The organism is Arthrobacter sp. NPDC057013 (genome assembly GCF_042674585.1).
GTDB lineage: Bacteria > Actinomycetota > Actinomycetes > Actinomycetales > Micrococcaceae > Arthrobacter.
The window spans coordinates 87745-109415 of sequence record NZ_JBHUSE010000013.1; the positions used below are offsets into that span (position 1 = coordinate 87745).

Genomic DNA, 21671 nt, shown 5'->3' on the forward strand with positions numbered 1-21671 from the left:
CATCGGTGCCACGGTCCGCCGGGGTCAAGAGGCGTGTTCACTGCTGCTCCCTGGCAGCCTGCCAGCTGACAGGCAGCTCCTTGACGCCGTAAACGATGGTGCTGTCCATTCGTTCAAGGTGGGCTTCCGGTGTGAGGGCCAGCCCGGGGAGCCGCTCCAGGACGGATTGCAGTGCGATCCTCGTTTCGAGCCTGGCCAGCGGGGCGCCGAGGCAGAAGTGGATGCCGTGGCCAAAAGCGAGATGCCGGTTCGGCGTCCGGTCCAGGTCGAAGTGGTCAGGACGCTGGAACTGGCGCTCATCGCGGTTGGCCGAACCGATCCAGGCCACCAGCGGCGCGCCGGCCGGAACCTGAACGCCGCCCAGCGTAGTCTCGCCGGCGGTTATCCGGTACATGGACTGGACGGGGGAACGGTAGCGCAGCACTTCCTCAATGGCCTGGGGGAGCAGCGCCGGTTCGGCGCGGAGCCGTTCCGTCGTTCCGGGGGCCTCAGTGAAACAAAGGACCGCGTTGCCGATCAGGTTGGTGGTGGTCTCATTGCCGGCCACCAGCAGCAGACTGCAGAAGCCCAGCAGCTCGGCCACGCTCAGCTTCTGCCCGTCGATCTCGGCCGCCAGCAGGCTGCTGACCAGGTCATTCCCGGGCCGGCGCCTGCGGTGTTCGATGAGGGCCATGAAGTACTCGGCCATCTCCCGGTTGGTGGTGCTGTGGTCGGCAGTCCGGGCTCCGGACTGCGTCTGGCTGACGATGACGTCTGACCAGTGTTTGAACCGGTCGCGGTCCTCGGCGGGGATGCCCATGAGCTCGGCGATGACGATCACCGGCAGCGGGTAGGCCAGCTCGGCGATGAGGTCGGCTGATCCCTTGGAAGCGATCCCGTCCAGCAGCTCCTCCGTCAGTGCAGAGATGCGCGGCGCGAGCCCGTCCACTGCCTTCGGGGTAAAGGCCTGGGTGACCAGGGAGCGCAACTGCCGGTGCCGGGGCGGATCTGCCGTGATTAGACTCGCCGCAAACAACTGGCCAGTCTCGGACGGATTGTCCCCTCCCATCTTTGAAGAGAAGGTGCCGTGTTCGGACAAAACCCGCTGGACGTCGTCGTACCTGTAGACATGCCAGCTTCCGGATTGCTCATCGTGGTAGACGGGGGCAGATTCCCGCATCCGTTCGTACTGCGGGAAGGGATCCAGCGAAGACGTATCACTGTTCACGAAGTCCATGGCGCAGTTTATTCCGGGCAGGCGCCCGCCGTCAGTGGTCTGGGCCGGGATCAGCCAAACATCCAGGCCGCCCCCAGAAGGAGCGGGACGGCCAAAGCGGATGTCAGTACCGCCGTGGATTGCGCAAGATTCTGGCCCACACCGTACCGGACGGCGTACAGGACGACGTTCTGGCCGGTGGGAAGGATCGCGCAGGCCGTGACGACGAAGGTGCTGAAGGTATCGAGGTGGAAGACAAACACGGCCAGCAGCCATGCGAGTAACGGCTGGACCGCCGACTTCAGAATCACCGCGAAGAGGGTCGGGACGCGGTCCACCGTGCCCTGGCGCGGTGACAGGCCGTGGAGCGACATGCCGAAGATGATCAGCATCAGGGGAACGGTCAGCTGGGCCACCAGCTTCAACGGATCCAGCACCAGGGCAGGAAGTTCAATCCCGGCCGCGCTGACGATGACGCCGAGAATGGCCGCCACCGTGACAGGGTTGCGCAGGGGAGTGGACAGGATGCTCCACACGGAGGCCTTTTTCCCGGCAGGATCGGTCAGGTCCAGGATGGTCAGCGCCACCGGGGTCACGAGCGCGAGCTGGAACAGCATGATCGGGGTGACGAAGGTGGCACTGCCCAGGATGTACAACGACAGCGGAACGCCGAGGTTCGTGGAATTGACGATTCCCGTGGCCAGCGCGCCTACCGTCGTGCGCCGGACGCCCCACCGGCCAATTGCCCCGCTGAGCGCGAACAGCGCCATGCAGCACAGTGCCGTGACGACGGAGATGAGGCCTGTCTGGCTGAGTACTTCGGAGATGTGCCGGGAAGCGATTGTCGAGAACATCAGGCTCGGCAGTCCGACCATGAATGTCAGGGTGGACAGGACCTTCGTTCCGTGGGGTCCAAGGGCGTTCGTCCTGGCCAATATGTAGCCGACGAGCAGGACCATGCCCACCACAAAGAATCCCTTTAAGACTCCATCCAAGCCGCTGTCCTCAACCGTCTTATGTAGCTATTACGACGCCGAGTGCCCGGCTCTTATCTAAGACTACAGTGTTATTTAGCGGCTTCCGTGTCACGCAATCCCTGCAGGGCGCTCCAATACAGGCGGCTGCACCGCTGCACGAGCTGCTCGTCCGGCATGCCCTCCACGGCCCGGAAATCCATGATTTCCCTGGAGTTGAACATGGCGTTGAACAGCGAAAGTGCGTAGGGAAGCTGGTTTTCGTCAATGTTGGCTTCCTCGAGCAGCTGACGGACGGGTGGTCCCCATACCCGTTCAAGTGCGCAGGCATGGGGTTCGCCCGCCTTCAGCCTCGTCAGGAAGCCTTCGCGGGAACGGACAAGAACCATGGCCGGGCCGTATTCGGCCACCACCTTGAGCCACTGGGCCATGGTGTCCTTGAACAGATCCAGCCCATGGCTGTGCAGGGTCTTCGTGGACTCGTAAAGCTCGTCGATGACGCTCAGCATGAACTTGCGGTGCAGCTCATCGAGCGTGGGAAAGTACCGGTAGGCGGTTGCCAGGGAGAGCCCCGCCCGCTCAGCCACGGCCGGCATGGTTGCCGAGCCCGGGTCCTCGCGGAGAAGCTCGCCCACAGCCGCAACGAGTTCCTGCTGGTTGCGGATCGAATCCTGCCGGAGGCGCCGCTGCCGTGGCGCAGCTGCTGGCTTCATGCGTCTTGCCCCTCCGTCGGTTGCCGTCGATCAGTGCTCTGTTTAGACGATAATCCAGCGTCCGTGCGCACAGAAAAAGACAGGCACCGCGGGAACCTGTCTCTTCGCTGCGCGCCCGCTACAGCCCGAGGCCTCCAAGCTTGTCGCCCAACCCGCCGGGAAGCTTGCCCAGCAGGTCCGCAGGGTTGATGCCGAGCTGGGAGAGCAGCCCGGCGTGCACAGCGCGGCTAGGCCTGCCTGGTCCCGGCGGCAGCGGCCAGCGACGCCAGCCCCTTCTCGAAGTCGCCGCCCACCATCTTGTCCATGTTCATGAACAGTGCAAAGACCTTGCCGATGCCCTTGTGCTCGCCGGTCATGGCCCAGGTGACGCGGGTGCCGCCGCCCTCAGGAACGAACGTAAAGGTGGTGGGGTTCACTCCCGGGAACGGCTTGGTGAACTCCAGCCGGATCCGAATCACATCAGGCTCCTGCGACTCGGCGATTTCCATGTTGCCGGCGCCCGCCTTGCGGTTGCCGCTCCAGGCGTACTTGGCGCCGGCCCCGGATTCCGCGCCGGAGTAGGTGCGCTTCATCTCAGGGTCCACGGTCTCCCACGGCGACCACTTTGGCCACTCGCGGAAGCTGTTGACCAGCGGAAACACATCCTTGGCGGGGGCGGGGATCACTGTGCTGCGCGACACTGAGTATGTTGACATGGCCCCATCCTAAGGCCGCACCCGCCAACCGGCCCGCTGCAACCCGGGGGACACGGCGGGCCGCAGAGTTGCCGGGACACCCGCCGCGGTTTCCGCGCAGTCCAGCGCCAGGCCGAGGCGTTCGACGGCATGCGGGTACTCAGGATCGGCGAGGATTTTCAGCGTCTCGGCCTCCCGCAGGGCCTTGATAAACGCGGCAGTTTCGGGCCGCCGCACGTCCGCCAGGTCCGGGTAGCTGATGGCCAGCGCGGGGTCGAGTTCGTAGCGCGCCCAGCGTCCCACGATCGCCTCATGCACGACGGCGGCCGCCCGGCACCGCGGGCCGTCCACCCGCCGGCGCCGCCGGGCGTCATGCCAGGAAAGCACGGCAGGGCTGCTGCGGTAGGCGGCAATGCCGCTCACACCCGCCACGGCGGCCAGTGCCAGGCCAGCCGGGGGCGAGGCCACCGCGGGGATGAGCAGTGCCGGGGCAATCACCACTGCCCCGCCGAAAAGGTCCCAGAACAGCAGGTCTGAACTGTCGCCGTCGGACGTCTTTAGATGGTGGCGCACCACGAAAACCGTGCAGGCGACGGCGGCCACCAGCACTGCACTCCAGAGGACCAGTTGCAGCAGCCCCAAGGGGGCGGCTTCGGAAACTGCGGGCACCACTGCACCTCCCAAGGACGGGCGCAGCCCGGCAAATCGGGCCGCACTTAAATTGCAGCCCCTGCGGAAGCCCCGGTCAATGGGTGCAGCTGCGGCCAGTGGGCCGGGTTTGCAGCGGCGGCCCCGCGGCGTAGCGTAGGCGCCATGCGACTCAAAATGTGCAGCATCCACGTCCAGGACCCTGCCGCGGCGCACTCCTTCTACACGGAGACCCTCGGCTTCGACACCCTCATGGCCATGCCCGAGCACAACCTCTTCATCGTCAAGGACCCCGGAGCGGCCGGCACCGTGGGCCTGCTGCTGGAGCCCAGCGACAACCCCATCGCCTCCGCCTACAGCAAGGGACTGTACGACGCCGGGATCCCCGCGATCGTCTTTGGCGCACCTGACGTCCGGGCCGAGTATGAGCGGCTGTCCGCCGCCGGCGTCCGGTTCCGGGGCGAGCCGGCTGAGGATCCCTCCGGGCTCTCCGCAGTCTTCGACGACGGCTGCGGCAACTACATCCAGCTGCACCAGGACTGAAAACCGCCGTCGCCGGGAAGGGGCAGAATGGACGCCGCGGACGCCCTCAACGAGATCGCCTTCTGGCTCGAGCGCTCTGCCGCGCCGACGTTCAAGGTCCAGGCCTTCCGGAAGGCGGCCGGCGTCATCAGCGGGCTGACGCCGGACGAGGTGGCGGAGCGCACCCGTGACGGCCGGCTCAAGCGGACGAAGGGGATCGGCGACACCACCTTCACCGTGATCCGGCAGGCTGTGGAAGGCGGGGTCCCCGACTACCTGGAAAAGCTGCGGCAGGGCGGCGCCAAGCCGCTCGCCGCCGGGGGAGACGGGCTGCGCCCGCTGCTCCGCGGCGACCTGCACAGCCACAGCGACTGGTCCGATGGCGGTTCCCCGCCGGAGCTGATGGCCGACGCCGCCCGGCACCTGGGCCGGGAATACCTCGCCCTGACGGACCACTCCCCGAACCTCAAAATCGCGAACGGACTGACCGCCGAACGGCTCACCGACCAGTTGGACGTGGTGGCAGGCCTGAACGCCGACGCGGACGGCGGTTTCCGGCTGCTTTCCGGCATCGAGGTGGACATCCTGGAAAGCGGCGAGCTGGACCAGACGCCGGAGATGCTGGACCGGCTGGACGTGGTGGTGGCCAGCGTGCACTCCAAGCTCCGCTCCGACCGGCGCACCATGACGGACCGGATGCTCGGCGGCATCTCCGATCCCCATACCAACGTCCTGGGCCACTGCACCGGCCGCCTGCTGCAGGGATCCCGCGGGACCCGTCCCGAGTCCGAATTCGATGCCGAGCGGGTCTTTGCGGCCTGCGCGGAAGCCAGTGTCGCCGTCGAAATCAACTCCCGGCCGGAACGCCAGGATCCGCCGGACAACCTGATGCAGCTGGCGCTCGAGGCCGGCTGCCTGTTCAGCATCGACAGCGACGCCCACGCGCCCGGCCAGCTCGACTTCCTGCAGTACGGCGCCGAGCGTGCCGAGCGCAACGGGGTTCCGGCCGAGCGGATCATCACCACGTGGCCGTTGGACCGGCTCCTGGAGTGGCTGAACAGCAGGAACTAGCGAACCTCAAGAATTTAGTAAGCATGATGACTATTTCTGGGCGGGGTGGTACACATTAACTGTTCCGTCGCGGAACCCGGGCGGACCCGTCTCTCCCTGCGAGGTGCACCATGACCGCAATGAATCCGGCGAACCACCTGGACGAACTGGGCAACCGGACCCTTCGGAAAGTCCGCGGCCGCCTCATGCCGCTCATCGTGCTGCTGTACTTCGTGGCTTACCTGGACCGGAACAACGTCGGTTTCGCCAAGCTGACAATGAGCGAGGACATCGGGCTCAGTGCCGCAGCCTATGGCCTCGGTGCAGGCATGTTCTTCATCGGGTATGCGCTCCTGGAAATCCCCAGCAACGCGGGCATGTACCGGTTCGGCGCGCGTAAGTGGATCGCCCGCATCCTCATCTCGTGGGGCATCTTCGCCACTGCCATGGCGCTGGTGAACGGCGAGACCACCTTCTACGTCGTCCGCTTCCTGCTCGGCGCCGCCGAGGCCGGCTTCTTCCCCGCCATCCTCTTCTACCTGACGCTGTGGTTCCCCGCCCCGCAGCGCGTGCTGGTGCTGGGCATCTTCATCCTCGCCCAGCCCGTCTCCAACGCACTCGGCGCCCCCGTGTCCGGCCTGCTGCTCCAGATGGAAGGCGTCGCAGGCCTGCACGGATGGCAGTGGCTGTACATCATTGAAGGCATCCCGGCCATCCTCCTCGGCCTCCTCACCCCGGTCCTCATGACGGACAAGCCAAGCCACGCCCACTGGCTCGCCGCGGACGAACGCGAATGGCTCACCCGGACCATGGACGAGGAACTCGCCCACAAGCAAAAAGGGCAGCCGCACCACTTCCTCGCCGGCCTGAAGGATTCCCGCACGGTCGCCTACTCGGCGCTGTACTTCGGCCTGGTCTGCGGCATCTACGGCCTGGGCCTGTGGATGCCCACCATCGTCGCCGCGCTGGGCAAGTTCAACACCACCCAGGTGGGCTTCATCGTCGCCATCCCGTACACGATCGCCGCGGTGTTCGTGTACTTCTGGGGCAGGCGGTCTGACCGCACCGGCAACCGTGTGCTGCCCGCCAGCATCAGCATGGTGATGGCCGCCGTCGGCCTGGTGGCTGCCGGCAGCCTGGTGCAGGTCAACGCGGTCCTGGCCATGATCGCCCTGACCCTCGCGGCCATGGGCATCTACTCCGCCATCGCACCGTTCCTCGCGATGCCCTCCACCGCGCTGGTGGGAGCCGCCGCCGCGGCCGGCCTCGCGATGGTGAATTCACTCGGCAACCTGGGCGGCTTCGTGGCGCCGTACATCGTGGGCGTGCTCAACGATGCCACCGGCGACAACCGTTCGGGCCTGCTCTTCCTGGCCGCCTGCCTGGCTGTTACGGCCGTCGCCACCTACCTGTACGCCCGCAGGCGTCCCGAGGGACACGTGAAGCCGGGCACGCACGCCGCCGTGGGTGAGGAAGCGGTGGCTGCTGACGAATTCGACGATACGACCTACTGACGACGCCGAGTACTGACGGCACCGTACCAACAACATCAGGCACCAGAAGGGGATCACAGATATGACGCACCACGACACGTTCCCGGCCGAACGCACCGCGGTGCTGACCGGGGCCGCCTCCGCACGGGGCATTGGCCGCGCGACGGCGGAGATGCTCGCCAGCGAGGGCTGGTCCGTTGCCATCCTCGATATCGACGGCGACGCGGCACGGCGCGCGGCGGAGGACATCTCCTCCGTGTATGGCGTCCTGGCCAGGGGCGTCGGGGCCGACGTCTCGGACCAGGCCACCGTGAACGCCGCCATCGACGAGGTGGAGGCCAACATGCCGCCCATCGTGGCGCTCGCGAACCTGGCCGGCATCAGTTCGCCCACCGAGTTCATGGACGAGACGCTCGAGGCCTGGGAGCGGGTCTTCCGGATCAACATGACCGGCACGTTCCTGGTCACCCAGCGCGTGCTCCGCGGGATGATCGAGCGCAGGCTCGGCCGGGTGGTCAGCGTGTCCTCCATCTCGGCGCAGCGCGGCGGCGGCACCTACTCCAAGGTGGCCTACAGCGCCTCGAAAGCAGCCATCATCGGCTTCACGCGTGCGCTCGCGCGGGAGATGGGCCAGTACAACATCACCGTCAACTGCATCGCCCCCGGCCCCGTGGACACCGACATCATGGGCGGCACCCTGACCGACGAACGCAAGGCGGACATGTCCCGGGACATCCTCGTCGGCCGCGTGGGCACGGTCCGCGACATCGCCGCCCTCATGGTGTTCCTGATGGGGGAGGACGCCGGCTACATCACCGCGGCGACGTACGACATCAACGGCGGCCTGCAGATCTCCTAGTACCCACGCTGCCGCGGGGCTGGGCTAGGCTGCCGCGGGGCTGGGTGACATTTCGGCCGCCTGGCGCAGCGCCTCGATCATGCTGCGCACGTCCACGATGCCCTTGCCCGCGATGTCGAAGGCGGTGCCGTGGTCCACGGAAGTGCGGATGACGGGCAGGCCCACCGTGATGTTGACGCCGGCCTCGATGCCTAGGACCTTGATGGGTCCGTGGCCCTGGTCGTGGTACATCGCAACGATGAGGTCGTAGTCGCCGCGTCCGGCCAGGAAGAACGCAGTGTCCGCCGGGAGCGGGCCGCGCGCGTCGATACCGTCGGCCTGCAGCTTCTCGATGGCAGGAGTAATCTTTTCGGCCTCCTCGCCGTAGCCGAACAGGCCGTTTTCGCCGGCGTGCGGGTTGATCGCGCACACGCCGATCTTCGGGTTGGCGATGCCGGCGCGCTGCATGGCGCTGTGGCCGCGGCGCACGGTCCGCTCCACCAGGCCGGGCTCGATCTTGTTGATCGCGTCAATGAGGCCGATGTGCGTGGTGACGTGGATGACCTTGACCTTGGGCGTGGACAGCATCATGGACACTTCCTCGATGCCCATGAAGTGCGCCAGCAGTTCGGTGTGGCCCGGGTAGATGTGGCCCGCCTTGTGCAGCGCGGCCTTGTTCAAGGGCGCCGTGCAGATGCCCTGGACCTGGCCTGCCATGCCCAGCTCGCAGGCGATCCGGATGTAGTGGTAGGCGGCGTTGCCGGCCTCGGCGGACTCCTGGCCCCACGGCAGGTCGGCCGAGAGCAGCTTGGGGTCGATCACGTTGATCCGGCCGGCTTCGAAGACCGCCTCACCCACGGTCTCCACCTCGACGATGTCCGCTTCCACGCCCAGCGCCTTCGTGCCCAACTGCAGCCGGTGGACGTCGCCGATGACCACCGGACGGCAGTCGCGGTAGGCGTTTTCGTCGAGGAGGGCACCGACGGTCACCTCGGGGCCCACGCCGGCGCCGTCCCCCATGGTCACGGCGATGAAGGGCCGGGTGTCCTGTTCGGTTGCGTTCACTGCAGATGTCATGGGTGCTCCAGGTTCGAGGGAGGAATGGGGTGTGCTGTTGGAAGACCGGAGGTCTTTGATGGCGGAGTAAAGCTGGGTGAGGGCGTCGTTGTTGCCGAAGCTGCCGGGCTTGGTGCCCACCAGCCGCCCGTCGTCGGAAAGGCTGACCACGGCGCCGTGCTGCACGGACACCAGCGGGGTCAGCGAGCGTATGCCGAGGGCGTCGAGTACCTCGCGGGCCGTTTCGCCGCCGGTGAGGATCAGGTCCGTCAGCCGCTCGGGACCATTTGCCGCGCCGGCAGCCAGCCGCGCGAGGTTCCGCACGATCCTGCCGGACTCACGCGGATTGACGACGACGGCACTGACAGTCAGGGCGGCAGGCTTGCCTGCCGCCAGCAGCAGCTGCGCCTCGGCGAGCCGTGGGCGGAAACCCTCCGGACGCGTCAGCTCGTCCGGGGCGATGCGCAGCGCGGTGAAGCCACCGGCTTCCAGGTTCCGCAGCTGCGCCGCGGCCTTTGCCGAGGCGGAGCCGACGGCGGCCAGCACCGGCCGGCGTCCGCCCGCGGTCGTCAGGGCTTGTGGCACGTGTTTCTGCGCGTTCCGCGCAGAGTTGCTGCCCAGTTTGGCGGCCAGCAGCAGGGCCATCCCCCCGGTCCCGGCCAGCACGATCCGCCGTCCGCCGGCGCTGAAGGCCAGCTCCAGCAGCGCGTCCGCAACGGCTTCGAGGTCGGCCGGAGTTTCGCCGTCGACAATTACGGTGGCGGGAGTGGCACTCGAAGCGGTCCCGGAAAGTGCGTCCGCAAGGAAGGCCGCCAGGCCGTGCGACCGCACCGCGGACAGCTCCGCAAGCCGCACCGAAGTACCAGCCCCCAGCAGTTGCGCGATCTCCGCGGGCGGAGCGGCCGGCTCTGCCCGCCACAGGTCGGTGCGCACCAGCGGGACGCCGTCCGCAAAGGGCCGTCCGCCGACCACGGTCCTGTTCAGCTGGGGGAGTGCGCCGGCCACCACCACGTGGTGGCCCAGAGCCGAAATCGCGGCGAGTTCCGGGCCGATATTGCCGCGCCACAGGGAATCGATTTTCTTGAACAGAACGCCGGCACTGGCGGCAGCGGCGCTGCCGAAGACGGCTGCCGAAGCCGCGCCTGCGAACTCAGGGGCAACGGCCCGCGAATGCGTGTCCACCACCAGAACGTCCGCTGCACTTTCGGTGTTCGCATCGGGCGACAGGAGGAGCCGCGTGTCCAGCCCGTGGGCTGCAAAGCATTGCCCTACTTCTGCTGCGCCGGAAAAGTCGTCGGCCTGGATAAGTACTGCAGTCACGTCGTCCTCCCTTCTTGGGTTGTCGGTAGCACCATGATGGCATACCTGCGCGAATTGCGCTAGAACAGTTGCGCATTTCGCGCAGGGGTGGCAGAGTGATGCACGTAACACGGCGCAGGCCATCCGGCCGCCAGCCGTCCCATTCAACCGAGAGGTCAGCGATGACCGTTCTTCCTCAAGGAAGTGAGATCTCACGGCGCCGCCTCCTGCAGTTTGGCGCAGCCGCCGGATTTCTCCTGGGCACAGGCTCCATGGCCGGGTGTGCCGGTCCCACCGGCCTGCCGGGACCCAGCACCCTGACGCTGGCCCTCAACAGGTCCCTCGTCAGCCTGGACAACAAGCTCAACCAGTTCGACGCCGCGGTCACCGTCCAGCGCGCCGTGCGGCAGGGACTGACCGCCATCGGCCCCGAAACCAAGCCGATTCTGGTCCTCGCGGACCGGTTCGAGATGACCTCGCCCACCGCGTGGACGGTGCGGCTGCGCGAAGGCGTCAAATACTCCGATGGCACGCCGCTGAAGATCGAGGACGTTGCCACGGCCCTGAAGATGTACCAGCAGGTGCAGGGCTCCTTCGTCGCCGGGTTCTTCCCCGAATTCCCCACTGTGGTCCCGGTGGATGACCGGACGTTCCGGATGGAGTCCAAGAACCCCATCCCCATCCTCGACTCCCTCATGAGCATGATCCTGATCAGCCCGGCAGCCAAGAACAAGCCGGAGGAACTGCAGGAGGGCGTCGGCACCGGCCCCTATGTGGTGACCAAGTTCAACCGCGGCGCCGGCACCTACAGCCTCAAGCGCAACGAGAACTACTGGGGCCCGGCCCCCAAGGTGGACAACGTCGAAGTCCGCTTCCTGCCGGAGGAATCCAGCCGCGTCATCGCGCTGCGAAGCGGCGAGGTGGACGTCATTGACTCCATCACGCCCGACTCACGCGAACAGCTCGCCGGACTTCCCGGCGTCGTCCTGGCCGAGGCATCAAGCCTCCGCCTGAACCAGATCTTCTACAACTTCCGCAAGCCGTCCAGCCACCCGCTGTCCGACGTCCGCGTCCGCCAGGCCCTCAGCTGGGCAGTCGACGGCGAGGCGCTGGTCAAGGACGTGCTGGTTGACTCGGTCAGCGAGGCCGAGGGCGTGGTCCCGTCCAGCCTCACCGGCTTCGCCAAGACCGGCAACTACACCTACGATCCGGAGAAGGCCAAGGCCACGCTGAAGAGCCTCGGGGTCACCGACCTGAACCTGAAGATCATCTGGGAAACCGGCGAGTTCGCCTCCGACACCTCCGTGATGGAGGCGCTCGTGGAGATGTTCGGCAACATCGGCGTGAAGACCCAGCTGCAGCAGTTCGAGCCCGGCGGCAACATCCTGGCCTGGCGCCAGGGCAAGCAGGGCGACTGGGACCTGCTGGGCAACGGCTTCAGCAGCCCCACCGGCCTGGCCATCACCATGATGCAGGGTATGTACGCTGGCACCGCGGAAAAGGAAAAGACCCGCGACACCTACCAGGGCTATGTGGTCCCGGAGGTGCAGGCCAAGATCCAGGCCGCGTCCTCCGAGGTGGATCCGGCACGCCGCGGGCAGCTGCTCGCCGCTGCCCAGAAGGCCATCTGGGACACCTGGCCGTGCGCCTGGGCGTTCGTTCCCAAGTCGGTGCTGGCCCACCAGAAGCGCGTGGCGGACCTGGCACTGGCGCCCACCAACTCCTACCCCCTTGTTGACGTCCGGCTGGAGGCCTGAGTCATGACCACGTACATCCTCAAGCGGCTGGGCCAGGGCCTGCTGACCGTCTTCCTGACGGTCTCTACGGTCTTCGTCCTGATCCGCCTCGCCCCCGGTGACCCGGCCGTGTCCTACGCCGGTCCGCTGGCCACCACCGAGCAGCTGGCCAGGGTCCGCGAACAGTTCGGCCTGGACCGGCCCGTGCTGGAGCAGTACTGGATCTTCCTGCAGCAGCTATTCAGCGGAAACCTCGGCACGTCCTACTCCTTCCAGGCGCCGGCCATGCAGGTGGTGGCGGAGCGGATGCCGTACACGCTGACCCTCGCCACCTCGGCCATCCTCCTCACCGCGGTGGTCGCCATCCCGCTGGGTGTGTGGATGGCCCGCCGCCCGGACACCAACCGGGAACTCGGCGTCAACGTCCTCACCATCGCCGGGCAGTCCATGCCGGACTTCTGGACCGGCATCATGCTCCTGACCGGCTTCGCCGTCCTGATCCCGCTGTTCCCGGCCTCCGGCTTCGCCACCTGGGGCGGTCTGGTCCTTCCCACCGTCACCATCGCCATCCTGCAGATCGCGCTGATCTCGCGGATGGTGCGGCGGGAGATGACCACCAACTTCGCGGCCCCGTACCTGACCGTGGCGCGGTCCAGGGGCGTGGGCAGCCCGGCGCTGACCTGGCGCTACGCCATGGGCAACTCCGCCATCCCGGTCTTCACCGCCCTGGGCACCCGCTTCGCGGCCATGCTGAACGGCGTGGTGGTGGTGGAAGTCGTGTTCGCCTGGCCCGGCGTCGGCTCCCTGATTGTCCGGGCCCTCGAGACCCGCGACTACCCCCTCATCCAGGCGACAGTCCTGCTGACGTCCCTGCTGGCCGTAGCCGTCCAGCTCGTCATCGACCTCGCCTACCCGCTTCTTGATCCCCGCGTTCGTCTTGGAAAGGCGGCAGCAGCATGAGCCTCAGCGACACCGCAACACCGGCGGCCTCCGCCGCACAACCCTCACGGACGCCGTCGCCCAGCGCCGTCACCAAGGAACTCGTCGCCAAGGCCGGCGCCACCCGCCGCCGCAACGCCGCCAAGTGGAAACTGCGCATCGGTGCCGTCTGCACGCTGCTCGTCATCATCCCCATCCTGCTGGCCCAGGTGCTTCCCCTGCCGGACGCCAACCACCAGGACCTCTCAGCCCGCAGGCTTGCCCCGCTGGTGGACGGCCACCTGTTCGGCACCGACCAGCTGGGCCGCGACCTGCTCTCCCGCGTCCTGCACGGCGGCCAGGTCTCCCTGACCATCGGCATCCTGGCCGTGGTGGTCTCCGGCGCCATCGGCATCATCCTCGGTGCAGCCGCAGGCTACTTCGGCGGCTGGGTGGACACGGTGGTCTCCCGGCTCCTCGAAGCCCAGATGTCCCTGCCGCTGCTCATGATGCTGCTCCTGGTGGTGGCCCTCTTCGGCCCGTCCATTCCGGTGATCACCTTCGTCATTGCGATTGCCCAGTGGCCGGAAGTGGCCCGGCTGACCAGGTCCATGGTGCTGGTGGAACGCGAAAAACCATACGTCTCCGCGGCGCGCATCCTTGGGCTGCACCGCATCCAGATCCTCATCCGGCACATCATCCCGAACGTCATCAAGCAGGCAACCCTCGTGGTGCTGCTGCTCCTGGCACAGGCCGTCCTCCTCGAGAGCGCCCTCAGCTTCCTCGGCGCCGGCCCCCAGCGGCCGTTCGCCACCTGGGGGCGCATCATCTCCGACGGCCAGGACTACATCACCACCTCCTGGTGGATGGTCACGCTGCCCGGCCTGGTGATCGTGCTGATGGTGGTGGGCGTGAACCTGCTGGGCGACGGACTCCGCGACCGTCCCCGCCGCAAGAAGAAGGGTGCCTGACATGAACGCACAAGCTGGGCAGGCACTGCTCGAGGTCCGCGACTTCCAGGTGGAGCTCATCACGGACGCGGGCATCATCCGGGCCGTGGATTCGGTGAACTTCAGCATCCACCGCGGTGAAACGGTCACCATTATCGGTGAGTCCGGTTCCGGCAAATCGACGACGGCGATGGGCATCCTCCGTTTGCTCCCGGACGATCTGGCGGTGCTGTCCGGCACCGTGCTCATCGACGGCGTGGACGTGGTGGCCACACCCAAGGCCATCGACAAGGTCCGCGGCCGCACCCTCGCGCTCATCCCGCAGGACCCGATGACCGCGCTGAGCCCCGTGCACTCCATCGGCAGCCAGCTCTCGGAGGCGATCCGGATCGCCGGCGCCGCCTCCAAGGACAAGGACGCCGTCCGGTCGCGCGCCATCCGGCTGCTGGAACAGGTGCACATTCCCACACCGGAGGTGCAGCTGAAGAAGTACCCGCACCAGCTCTCCGGCGGCATGCTCCAGCGCGTGCTGATCGCAATCGCCCTGGCCAGCGAACCGCAGCTGCTGGTGGCCGACGAACCCACCTCGGCGCTGGACGTCACCGTGCAGGCCGGCATCCTGGACCTCCTGCTGGAACTCCAGGAGCAGCGCGGGATCGGCATCCTGATGATCACGCACGACCTCGGCGTGGCCCGGCTCATCTCGGACCGCATCCACGTCATGAAGGACGGCTCCTTTGTGGAGTCCGGCGACGTCCAGCAGATCGTGGAGCACCCGGCCACGGAGTACACCCGCAGCCTGCTGGCCGCGGTGCCCGTCCTGGGCCCGTGGGACGAAACTCCCGCCGGAAGCACCGACCCGAAATCCACTACGGCCACGGCCGGCGACGCCGCCCTGACCAGCACCGGAGGCCAGCATGACTAAGCCGTTCCTGTCCGTCGAGAACCTCGTGGTGGACTACCACGTCCCCGGCGGCACGTTCCGCGCCGTGGATGACGTGTCCTTCTCCGTGGACAAGGGCAAGACGATCGCCGTCGTCGGGGAATCCGGCTGCGGAAAATCCACCATCGCCAAGGCGCTAATGCGCCTGGTGACGCCGGCCAGCGGCCGGATCGAACTTGACGGCACGGACCTGGCCGCGCTCAGCGAAGCCAAGCTGCGGCCGCTGCGTGCCAAGTTCCAGATGGTCTTCCAGGACCCCTACGGCTCCCTGGACCCGCACCTCACCGCCCAGGAGATCGTGGCCGAGCCGCTGAAGCTGCAGGGCGTCCGGTCCAAGGCCGAACGGCACAGGGAAGCCGCGACGCTGATCGACCAGGTGGGCCTGCCGGCCAGGTCCCTGGACCGCCACCCTGCCGAGTTCTCCGGCGGCCAGCGGCAGCGCATCGGCATTGCCCGCGCGCTCGCCTCCAAGCCTGAACTGCTGGTCTGCGACGAAGCCACAAGCGCACTGGACGTCTCCGTCCAGGCCCAGGTGCTGCGGCTGCTGAAGTCCATCCAGGACGAAACCGGCATCACCTACGTGTTCATCTCGCACAACCTTGGCGTGGTGCAGGAGATCAGCGATAGCGTCATGGTCATGCAGCGCGGCAAGCTCGTGGAGTCCGGCAGTACTGCATCCGTGCTGACCGCGCCCAAGGAGGACTACACCCGCAAGCTCCGCCGCGCCGCCCTCGACCCGTCCACCATGCGCGGCCTCAAGCCGCGCCACGTGGTCCGGTCGCTGGCCTGAAAGGCACCTGAACGGCTTCCTGATCCCGCCCCGAACCCAACCGATACTGCAACCACGGAGAATCAACGCATGAGCAAGCAGCCAGAAGGCACCCCGGTGGAAGGACTGAAGCTTCCCATCTCGCGGCTGGTCCTGGGCACCATGACGTTCGGCGACACGGCCGATGAGGCCACCGCCGGACGCATGGTGGAGGAGGCGCTCGACGCCGGCATCACCACGATCGACACCGCCAACGCCTACGTGGGCGGCGTGACAGAGGAAATGCTCGCGCGTCTTCTCAAGGGGCGCCGCGACGAGGTCATACTCGCGTCCAAGGCCGGCATGCCGCACGCCGATCACGGCCAGCACTCGCCGCTGTCCCCGCAAGGGCTGCGCAGCAGCGTGGAAGGCAGCCTGCGCCGGCTCGGCGTGGACAGCATCGACCTGTTCTATCTGCACCAGCCGGACCGGGCCACCCCGCTGCAGGACACCCTGCGCACCGTGGCCGAACTGACGGCGGAAGGGAAGATCGGGGCGCTGGGCGTCTCCAACTTTGCGGCCTGGCAGATTGCCGACGTGATCCATGTGGCCCGCGAGGTGGGTGCGCCCGCCCCGGTCGTGGCGCAGCAGCTCTACAACCTGGTGGCCCGGCGGGTGGAGGAGGAATACCTCGAGTTCGCCGCCACGCACAACGTCCACACCATGGTCTACAACCCGCTGGGCGGCGGCCTGCTCACCGGCAAGCACAGCTTCGAAGCCAAGCCATCGGAGGGCCGCTTCGGTGATTCCAAGCTGGCCGCCATGTACACCCAGCGCTACTGGGACAAGCAGCTGTTCGACGCCGTCAACGCCCTGGCCGGCATCGCTTCGGACGCAGGAATCAGCCTCGCCGAGCTGTCCCTGCGCTGGCTCGCCTACCGGGACGGCGTCGGCTCGATGCTGCTCGGCGGTTCCAAGGTGGAGCAGCTGCGCTCCAACATCACCGCCGTAGCCAAGGGCCCGCTGCCCGAGGACGTCACCGCCGCGTGCGACGCCGTCGGTTCCGGGCTCCGCGGTCCCATGCCGGCCTACAACCGCTGATTCCCCGCTGATTTCCCGAACTGAAGGCAGAAGACACCACATGACATCTGAACTCGCTACCGAATTCGCCCGCAAGGTCCGCGCCCGCGAGCAGGCCGTCGGCTACTGGGCAGTCCTGGACGCGCCCGTCGCCACGGAACGCATCAGCCGGCTCGGCTACGACTACGTCGCCCTGGACGCGCAGCACGGGCTGCTCGGCTACTCCGGCGTGTTGAACGGCCTGATGGCCATCGACGCCGGGCACACCGCCGTCGGCATGGTGCGGGTGGAGGCCAACGACTTCACCGCAATCGGCAAGGCGCTCGACGCCGGCGCCGTCGGGGTGATCGTCCCGCTCATCAACAACGCCGCCGACGCCGCCGCGGCCGTCGCGGCGGCCAAGTACCCGCCGCTGGGCGGCCGGTCCTACGGGCCCATGCGCTCGGCCCTCCGGATCGGACCCGTGCCCGCCGAAGCCAACGCCGCCACCCTGGTTTTCGCCATGATCGAGACGCCCGAGGGGCTGGCCAACGTGAAGGAGATCTGCGCGACGCCCGGCCTGGACGGCATCTACGTGGGCCCCTCGGACCTGGCCATCGCCGTCGGCGGTGCCTTCCCGGGCGACCCCGCCATCGAGGCCGAGTTCAACGCAGCGCTGGAAACCATTGCCGAAGCTGCCGCCTCGGCAGGCATCGCCGCGGGCATCCACACCGCTGCCGGGGAGATCGCCGCCCAGCGGCTGCGCCAGGGCTACACGTTCACCACCGTCGCGTCGGACCTGACCCACCTGGAGCTGGCTGCCAAGGCGCACCTGGCCGCCGCCAGGTCGGAGGGCTGAGGCATGCAGACCACCAACGCCGGCTACAGCACCATCACGCCCGACGGCGCCGTGAAACGTGCGGACGGCGCAGACTTCGCCTACCTGCCGGCGCCCACCGTGCAGAGCCATGCCGCCAACCTGCTGACCCTGCCCGACGGCCGCCTCGGCTGCGTGTGGTTCGGCGGGACGCAGGAGGGCGTGCCGGACATCTCCATCTGGTTCTCCACCCTGGAGCCGGGAAGCAGCCAGTGGTCACCGGCCCAGCAGCTGTCGGACGACTCCACCCGCTCCGAGCAAAACCCGATCCTGTTCACCGTGCCGGGCTCTGCCGGCCAGGACGGAACGCTCTGGCTCCTGTACACCGCGCAAAAGGCCGGCAACCAGGACACGGCGGAGGTCCGCCGTCGTACTTCCACGGACAGCGGGCGCACCTGGGGGCCGGTGGAAACGCTGTTCCCCGCCAACGAAACGGGCGGCGTGTTTGTCCGGCAGCTGCCGGTGCTGCTCCCGTCCGGCCGCCTGATCATCCCGATCTTCCGCTGCATCACCACGCCGGGGGAGAAGTGGGTGGGCAACAGCGACGACAGTGCCGTGATGATTTCCGACGACGGCGGAGCCTCCTGGAGCGAGCACCTCCTGCCGGGGAGCCTGGGCTGTGTCCACATGAACATCCAGCCCGTGGCCGACGGCTCACTGCTGGCGCTGTTCCGCAGCCGCTGGGCAGACTCGATCTATGAATCCCGTTCCCCCGACGACGGCACCACCTGGAGCGAACCCGTCCCCACCGAGCTGCCCAACAACAACTCCTCCATCCAGTTCACGGCGCTCGCCGACGGGCGCCTGGCGCTGGTCTACAACCACAGCCGCGCGGAGGAGAACACCGAACGGCGCCTTTCGCTCTACGACGAGATTGACGACGACGGCCTGGCCGCCGAACAGGGCCAGCCCGCCGAACCTTCCCCTTCTGTTGGCGACGGGACTGACGACGGCGGGCGGCGCGCCTTCTGGGGAACGCCGCGCTCGCCCATGACGCTGGCCCTCTCCGAGGATTCGGGCCGCAGCTGGCCCATCCGGCGCAACCTCGACGTGGGGGACGGCTACTGCCTCTCCAATAACTCCCGCGACGGCCTGAACAGGGAATACTCCTACCCGTCCATCCACCAGGGCCCCGACAGTGCGCTGAACATCGCGTACACCTACTTCCGGCAGGCCATCAAGTATGTCCGCGTGGATCCGCAGTGGGCCTACGAGGGCAGCACGACGCCCGGAGGGGACAACGAAGCCGGCGACGCACAATGACCGGTTCCCGCCATGCGGTTGTTACGGGTTGCAGCTCCGGCATCGGCAAGGCGATCGCCGAGCGGCTGCTGGCCGACGGCTGGACGGTCACCGGGCTGAGCCGCAGCGAGACCTCGCTGGGGCCCGGCTTCCGGTGGCTGCGCGCGGACCTGTCCGACCCGTCGTCGCTGGCGGAAACCGTTGCCGGGATTGACCCGGCGGACGGGCTGGTGCACGCCGCCGGATACCAGCGCACCGCCCCGCTGGGCGAGCTGGACCCCGGGGCGCTCGCGGGGATGTTCGCCGTCCATGTGGGGGCGGCCAGTGCGCTGGCCAACGAGGTGGTGCCGCGGATGCCCGACGGCGGCCGCGTGCTGCTGATCGGCAGCCGGACCTCCACGGGCGAGGCGGGCAAGAGCCAGTACGCGGCCACGAAGGCGGCGCTGATGGGCATGGGCCGGACATGGGCGCAGGAGCTTGCCCCGCGCGGCATCACCGTGAACGTGCTGTCGCCGGGACCCACGGACACACCCATGCTGGGGGACCCCGGACGGGCGGCCACGCCGCCGAAGCTGCCGGCGCTGGGCCGGCTCGTGGACCCCGAGGACGTTGCAGCGCTCGCCGGTTTCCTGCTCGGTCCGCACGGAAAGTCCATCACGGGCCAGAACTACGTGATCTGCGGCGGCGCTTCGCTGTAAGGCTTGGGACGGACCGGACCCCTACGATGGTGACAGCAAAGGAGAGCTACAGATGACCACCGCCAAAGCCAGGCGCGAAGAGATCTACCACCTCGCCGTCACCACAGGGCTGGCGTCTGTGGAGGAGCTGTCGCGGCATTTCCGGGTCACCGCCTCCACCATCAGGCGCGACCTCGCGCACCTCAACGAACAGGGGAAGTTGGCCCGGACCTACGGCGGGGCCGTAGCGCTGGGGGCGCACCCGGAACCGTCCCTGCGGCAGCGGACCGGCGTGGCGTACGAGCAAAAGCACGCCATCGCGGCTTGGGCTGCGGCCGAGGTGAAGGACGGCGAGAACCTCCTGCTCGACGGCGGTTCCACCGTCGGTGCCCTGGCGCACGCCCTGCGTGGCCGGGAAAACCTGTCCGTCACCACGCCGGGAATCAACACCCTGCAGGAACTCGCCGACTCGCCGGGGATCCAGGTGGACTGCCTCGGCGGCCGGCTGCGGGGCGTGAGCCAGACGTTCGTCGGTCCCCTCGCTGAGGCCACCCTGGAGCGCATGAGCTTTGACCGCGTGTTCCTGGGCGCGGACGCCGTCACCGCCGACGACGGGCTCTGCGAGGCGGACCATGCGCAGACCAGGCTGAAGGAGCTTATGGCCCGGCGCGGCGACGCGGTTTACGTCCTGGCCGATTCCGGCAAGCTGGGGAAGCGTCCCTTCCACGCCTGGGCAAAGCTTGCCCAGCCGTGGACCCTGGTGACGGATTCCGGCGCAGACCCGGCCCAGGTGGCGCTGTTCCGGGAGGCAGGGGTGAAGGTGCAGCTGGTTCCAGTAGAGCAGCAGGCTTCGGCGTAGGGACGGCCGCCTGACGGGAACAGCGGGGGGCGCGCGGTTGTTATAAAGAATGACCAAAGATGAGCACTACACATACCGCACTGATAGTCCCGCCCCGCCTGGGCGAACCTCTCCGGGTTGTACCTGTGGAAGGGGCGGACAGCCTGAAGGACCTGCTCGGGGGCGACTTCGAGTCCGTCGCCCGGGGTGACTGGCACCTTTACCTGAACGCCGAGGGGACCTCGGCCAATCTGCCGGTGAACCTCCGCGCCGGCCAACTTATGCACGACTGCGGCCTTGACCTTGCAGGCGCCGCCCGCGGCCCGGCGGTTATCGTTGGCCGCGACGCCAAGGGCAAGGACACCAGCATCCCGGAGCACCTGCTGCGTCTCGCCGCAGAACTCTTCGGGACGCCGCAGGCAGCTTAGGGACGAGGTACATATTGCTCCTTTGGCGCTTAGCATTGTGGAATGACTGAAGCGAGCGAAGATTCGGCCGTCCTCCAGCTGCAGGACATCCTGATTGGCGCCGAAAGCGTTGACGGCTTCCTCGACGGGCTGGCCTCGTTTGCCGCTTCCACGCTCACCGGTCTGGCGGGTCACGGTATCGAGTGCGCCGTGACGTTGAAGCGGCACCGGCACACCGCCACTGTGGCCGGAAGCAGCCCCCGGGCAGTGGAGCTGGACCAGATCGAGCAGGCCGTCGGGGACGGTCCTTGCATCCGGGCGCTGTTCACCATGGCCCCCGAACTTCTGGACGATGTCCGCACGGACGACCGGTGGCCGGAATACCAGAAGCAGCTGGCTCACCACGGCGTGTATACGACGCTGGGCGTTCCCCTGGACATCGGGGAGGGTGCCAGTGCGGCGATAAACTTCTTCGGCCCTGCGCCAGGCCTGTTCACGCCCGAGCTCTTCGACAGGGCGGTCGGTTTCGGCGTGCTGGCCAGCCGCACCCTGCACCTGTCAGTGCGGATCGAGTCCGCCCAGACCCGGGCGCAGAACCTTGAGGCTGCGATGCAGAGCCGGACTGCGATCGACGTCGCCTGCGGCGTCATCATGGCGCAGAACAGGTGCTCGCAAAAGGAAGCGATGGATATCCTGGCCAAAGTCTCCAGCAACCGGAACCGGAAGCTGCGCGACGTGGCCGTGGAACTCCTGGGCAGGCTCTCCGGATCAGGTGTCGAGACACACTTCGATTAGGCCTTCAGCCTGCCACTAC

General features: G+C 67.6%; 22 protein-coding genes. 16 read left to right on the forward strand and 6 right to left on the reverse strand.

What is annotated here, in order from left to right; genetic code table 11:
• Positions 1–37 precede the first annotated feature (37 nt).
• From ACFTSA_RS16465 to ACFTSA_RS16485, 5 genes are all read right to left on the reverse strand, one after another.
• Positions 38–1216: a cytochrome P450 gene (locus ACFTSA_RS16465; protein WP_377952636.1), complete on the reverse strand. Its 1179-nt coding sequence runs from the start codon at positions 1214–1216 to the stop codon at positions 38–40.
• A gap of 50 nt (positions 1217–1266) precedes the next feature.
• Complete coding sequence (locus tag ACFTSA_RS16470) at positions 1267–2190, reverse strand: AEC family transporter (protein ID WP_377952638.1); 924 nt, start codon at positions 2188–2190, stop codon at positions 1267–1269.
• 71 nt (positions 2191–2261) lie between these two features.
• On the reverse strand, positions 2262–2882 hold the full coding sequence (locus tag ACFTSA_RS16475) for a TetR/AcrR family transcriptional regulator (protein WP_377952639.1): 621 nt from the start codon (positions 2880–2882) through the stop codon (positions 2262–2264).
• A 227-nt stretch (positions 2883–3109) separates the two neighbouring features.
• Positions 3110–3577 carry an SRPBCC family protein gene (locus ACFTSA_RS16480; protein ID WP_377952640.1) on the reverse strand — a complete coding sequence of 156 codons (468 nt, stop codon included), beginning with the start codon at positions 3575–3577 and terminating at the stop codon, positions 3110–3112.
• Positions 3578–3586: 9 nt separating this feature from the next.
• Positions 3587–4225, reverse strand: coding sequence for a hypothetical protein (locus ACFTSA_RS16485; RefSeq protein ID WP_377952641.1), 639 nt, complete (start codon positions 4223–4225; stop codon positions 3587–3589).
• A gap of 144 nt (positions 4226–4369) precedes the next feature.
• Between ACFTSA_RS16485 and ACFTSA_RS16490 the strand changes: the two genes are divergently transcribed.
• From ACFTSA_RS16490 to ACFTSA_RS16505, 4 genes are all read left to right on the forward strand, one after another.
• Entirely contained in the window at positions 4370–4747 is a 378-nt protein-coding gene (locus ACFTSA_RS16490) for a VOC family protein (RefSeq protein WP_377952643.1), read from the forward strand.
• A 27-nt stretch (positions 4748–4774) separates the two neighbouring features.
• Positions 4775–5797, forward strand: a complete 1023-nt coding sequence (locus ACFTSA_RS16495; RefSeq protein WP_377952644.1) for a PHP domain-containing protein — start codon at positions 4775–4777, stop codon at positions 5795–5797.
• A 110-nt stretch (positions 5798–5907) separates the two neighbouring features.
• Positions 5908–7290 (forward strand): MFS transporter, encoded by a 1383-nt coding sequence (locus tag ACFTSA_RS16500; RefSeq protein WP_377952645.1) that lies wholly within the window; start codon positions 5908–5910, stop codon positions 7288–7290.
• Between the two features lie 61 nt (positions 7291–7351).
• Complete coding sequence (locus ACFTSA_RS16505; protein WP_377952646.1) at positions 7352–8128, forward strand: SDR family NAD(P)-dependent oxidoreductase; 777 nt, start codon at positions 7352–7354, stop codon at positions 8126–8128.
• Between the two features lie 24 nt (positions 8129–8152).
• On the opposite strand, the gene pdxA is transcribed toward ACFTSA_RS16505, so the two are convergent.
• Positions 8153–10483, reverse strand: a complete 2331-nt coding sequence (gene pdxA / locus ACFTSA_RS16510) for a 4-hydroxythreonine-4-phosphate dehydrogenase PdxA (RefSeq protein WP_377952648.1) — start codon at positions 10481–10483, stop codon at positions 8153–8155.
• 161 nt (positions 10484–10644) lie between these two features.
• Here pdxA and ACFTSA_RS16515 point away from each other — a divergent pair, with 161 nt between their 5' ends.
• From ACFTSA_RS16515 to ACFTSA_RS16570, 12 genes are all read left to right on the forward strand, one after another.
• A complete protein-coding gene (locus tag ACFTSA_RS16515; RefSeq protein WP_377952649.1) occupies positions 10645–12219 on the forward strand; it encodes an ABC transporter substrate-binding protein in 1575 nt (524 codons plus the stop codon).
• Between the two features lie 3 nt (positions 12220–12222).
• The gene (locus ACFTSA_RS16520; RefSeq protein WP_377952650.1) at positions 12223–13158 is read left to right on the forward strand and encodes an ABC transporter permease; all 936 of its coding nucleotides are present in this window, start codon (positions 12223–12225) and stop codon (positions 13156–13158) included.
• On the forward strand, positions 13155–14087 hold the full coding sequence (locus ACFTSA_RS16525) for an ABC transporter permease (protein WP_377952651.1): 933 nt from the start codon (positions 13155–13157) through the stop codon (positions 14085–14087). The genes ACFTSA_RS16520 and ACFTSA_RS16525 overlap by 4 nt, the downstream gene beginning before the upstream one ends.
• Before the next feature lies 1 nt (position 14088).
• On the forward strand, positions 14089–14991 hold the full coding sequence (locus ACFTSA_RS16530) for an ABC transporter ATP-binding protein (protein WP_377952652.1): 903 nt from the start codon (positions 14089–14091) through the stop codon (positions 14989–14991).
• Positions 14984–15799: an ATP-binding cassette domain-containing protein gene (locus tag ACFTSA_RS16535; RefSeq protein WP_377952653.1), complete on the forward strand. Its 816-nt coding sequence runs from the start codon at positions 14984–14986 to the stop codon at positions 15797–15799. The genes ACFTSA_RS16530 and ACFTSA_RS16535 overlap by 8 nt, the downstream gene beginning before the upstream one ends.
• Before the next feature lie 69 nt (positions 15800–15868).
• Complete coding sequence (locus ACFTSA_RS16540; protein ID WP_377952654.1) at positions 15869–16858, forward strand: aldo/keto reductase; 990 nt, start codon at positions 15869–15871, stop codon at positions 16856–16858.
• A 40-nt stretch (positions 16859–16898) separates the two neighbouring features.
• On the forward strand, positions 16899–17675 hold the full coding sequence (locus ACFTSA_RS16545; RefSeq protein ID WP_377952656.1) for an HpcH/HpaI aldolase/citrate lyase family protein: 777 nt from the start codon (positions 16899–16901) through the stop codon (positions 17673–17675).
• 3 nt (positions 17676–17678) lie between these two features.
• Positions 17679–18956, forward strand: a complete 1278-nt coding sequence (locus ACFTSA_RS16550) for an exo-alpha-sialidase (RefSeq protein WP_377952657.1) — start codon at positions 17679–17681, stop codon at positions 18954–18956.
• Positions 18953–19633 (forward strand): SDR family NAD(P)-dependent oxidoreductase, encoded by a 681-nt coding sequence (locus ACFTSA_RS16555; RefSeq protein ID WP_377952658.1) that lies wholly within the window; start codon positions 18953–18955, stop codon positions 19631–19633. The genes ACFTSA_RS16550 and ACFTSA_RS16555 overlap by 4 nt, the downstream gene beginning before the upstream one ends.
• Before the next feature lie 52 nt (positions 19634–19685).
• Positions 19686–20471, forward strand: a complete 786-nt coding sequence (locus tag ACFTSA_RS16560) for a DeoR/GlpR family DNA-binding transcription regulator (RefSeq protein ID WP_377952659.1) — start codon at positions 19686–19688, stop codon at positions 20469–20471.
• Positions 20472–20530: 59 nt separating this feature from the next.
• On the forward strand, positions 20531–20878 hold the full coding sequence (locus ACFTSA_RS16565; protein ID WP_377952660.1) for a hypothetical protein: 348 nt from the start codon (positions 20531–20533) through the stop codon (positions 20876–20878).
• A gap of 42 nt (positions 20879–20920) precedes the next feature.
• The gene (locus ACFTSA_RS16570) at positions 20921–21652 is read left to right on the forward strand and encodes a GAF and ANTAR domain-containing protein (protein ID WP_377952661.1); all 732 of its coding nucleotides are present in this window, start codon (positions 20921–20923) and stop codon (positions 21650–21652) included.
• The last annotated feature ends 19 nt before the right edge of the window (positions 21653–21671 follow it).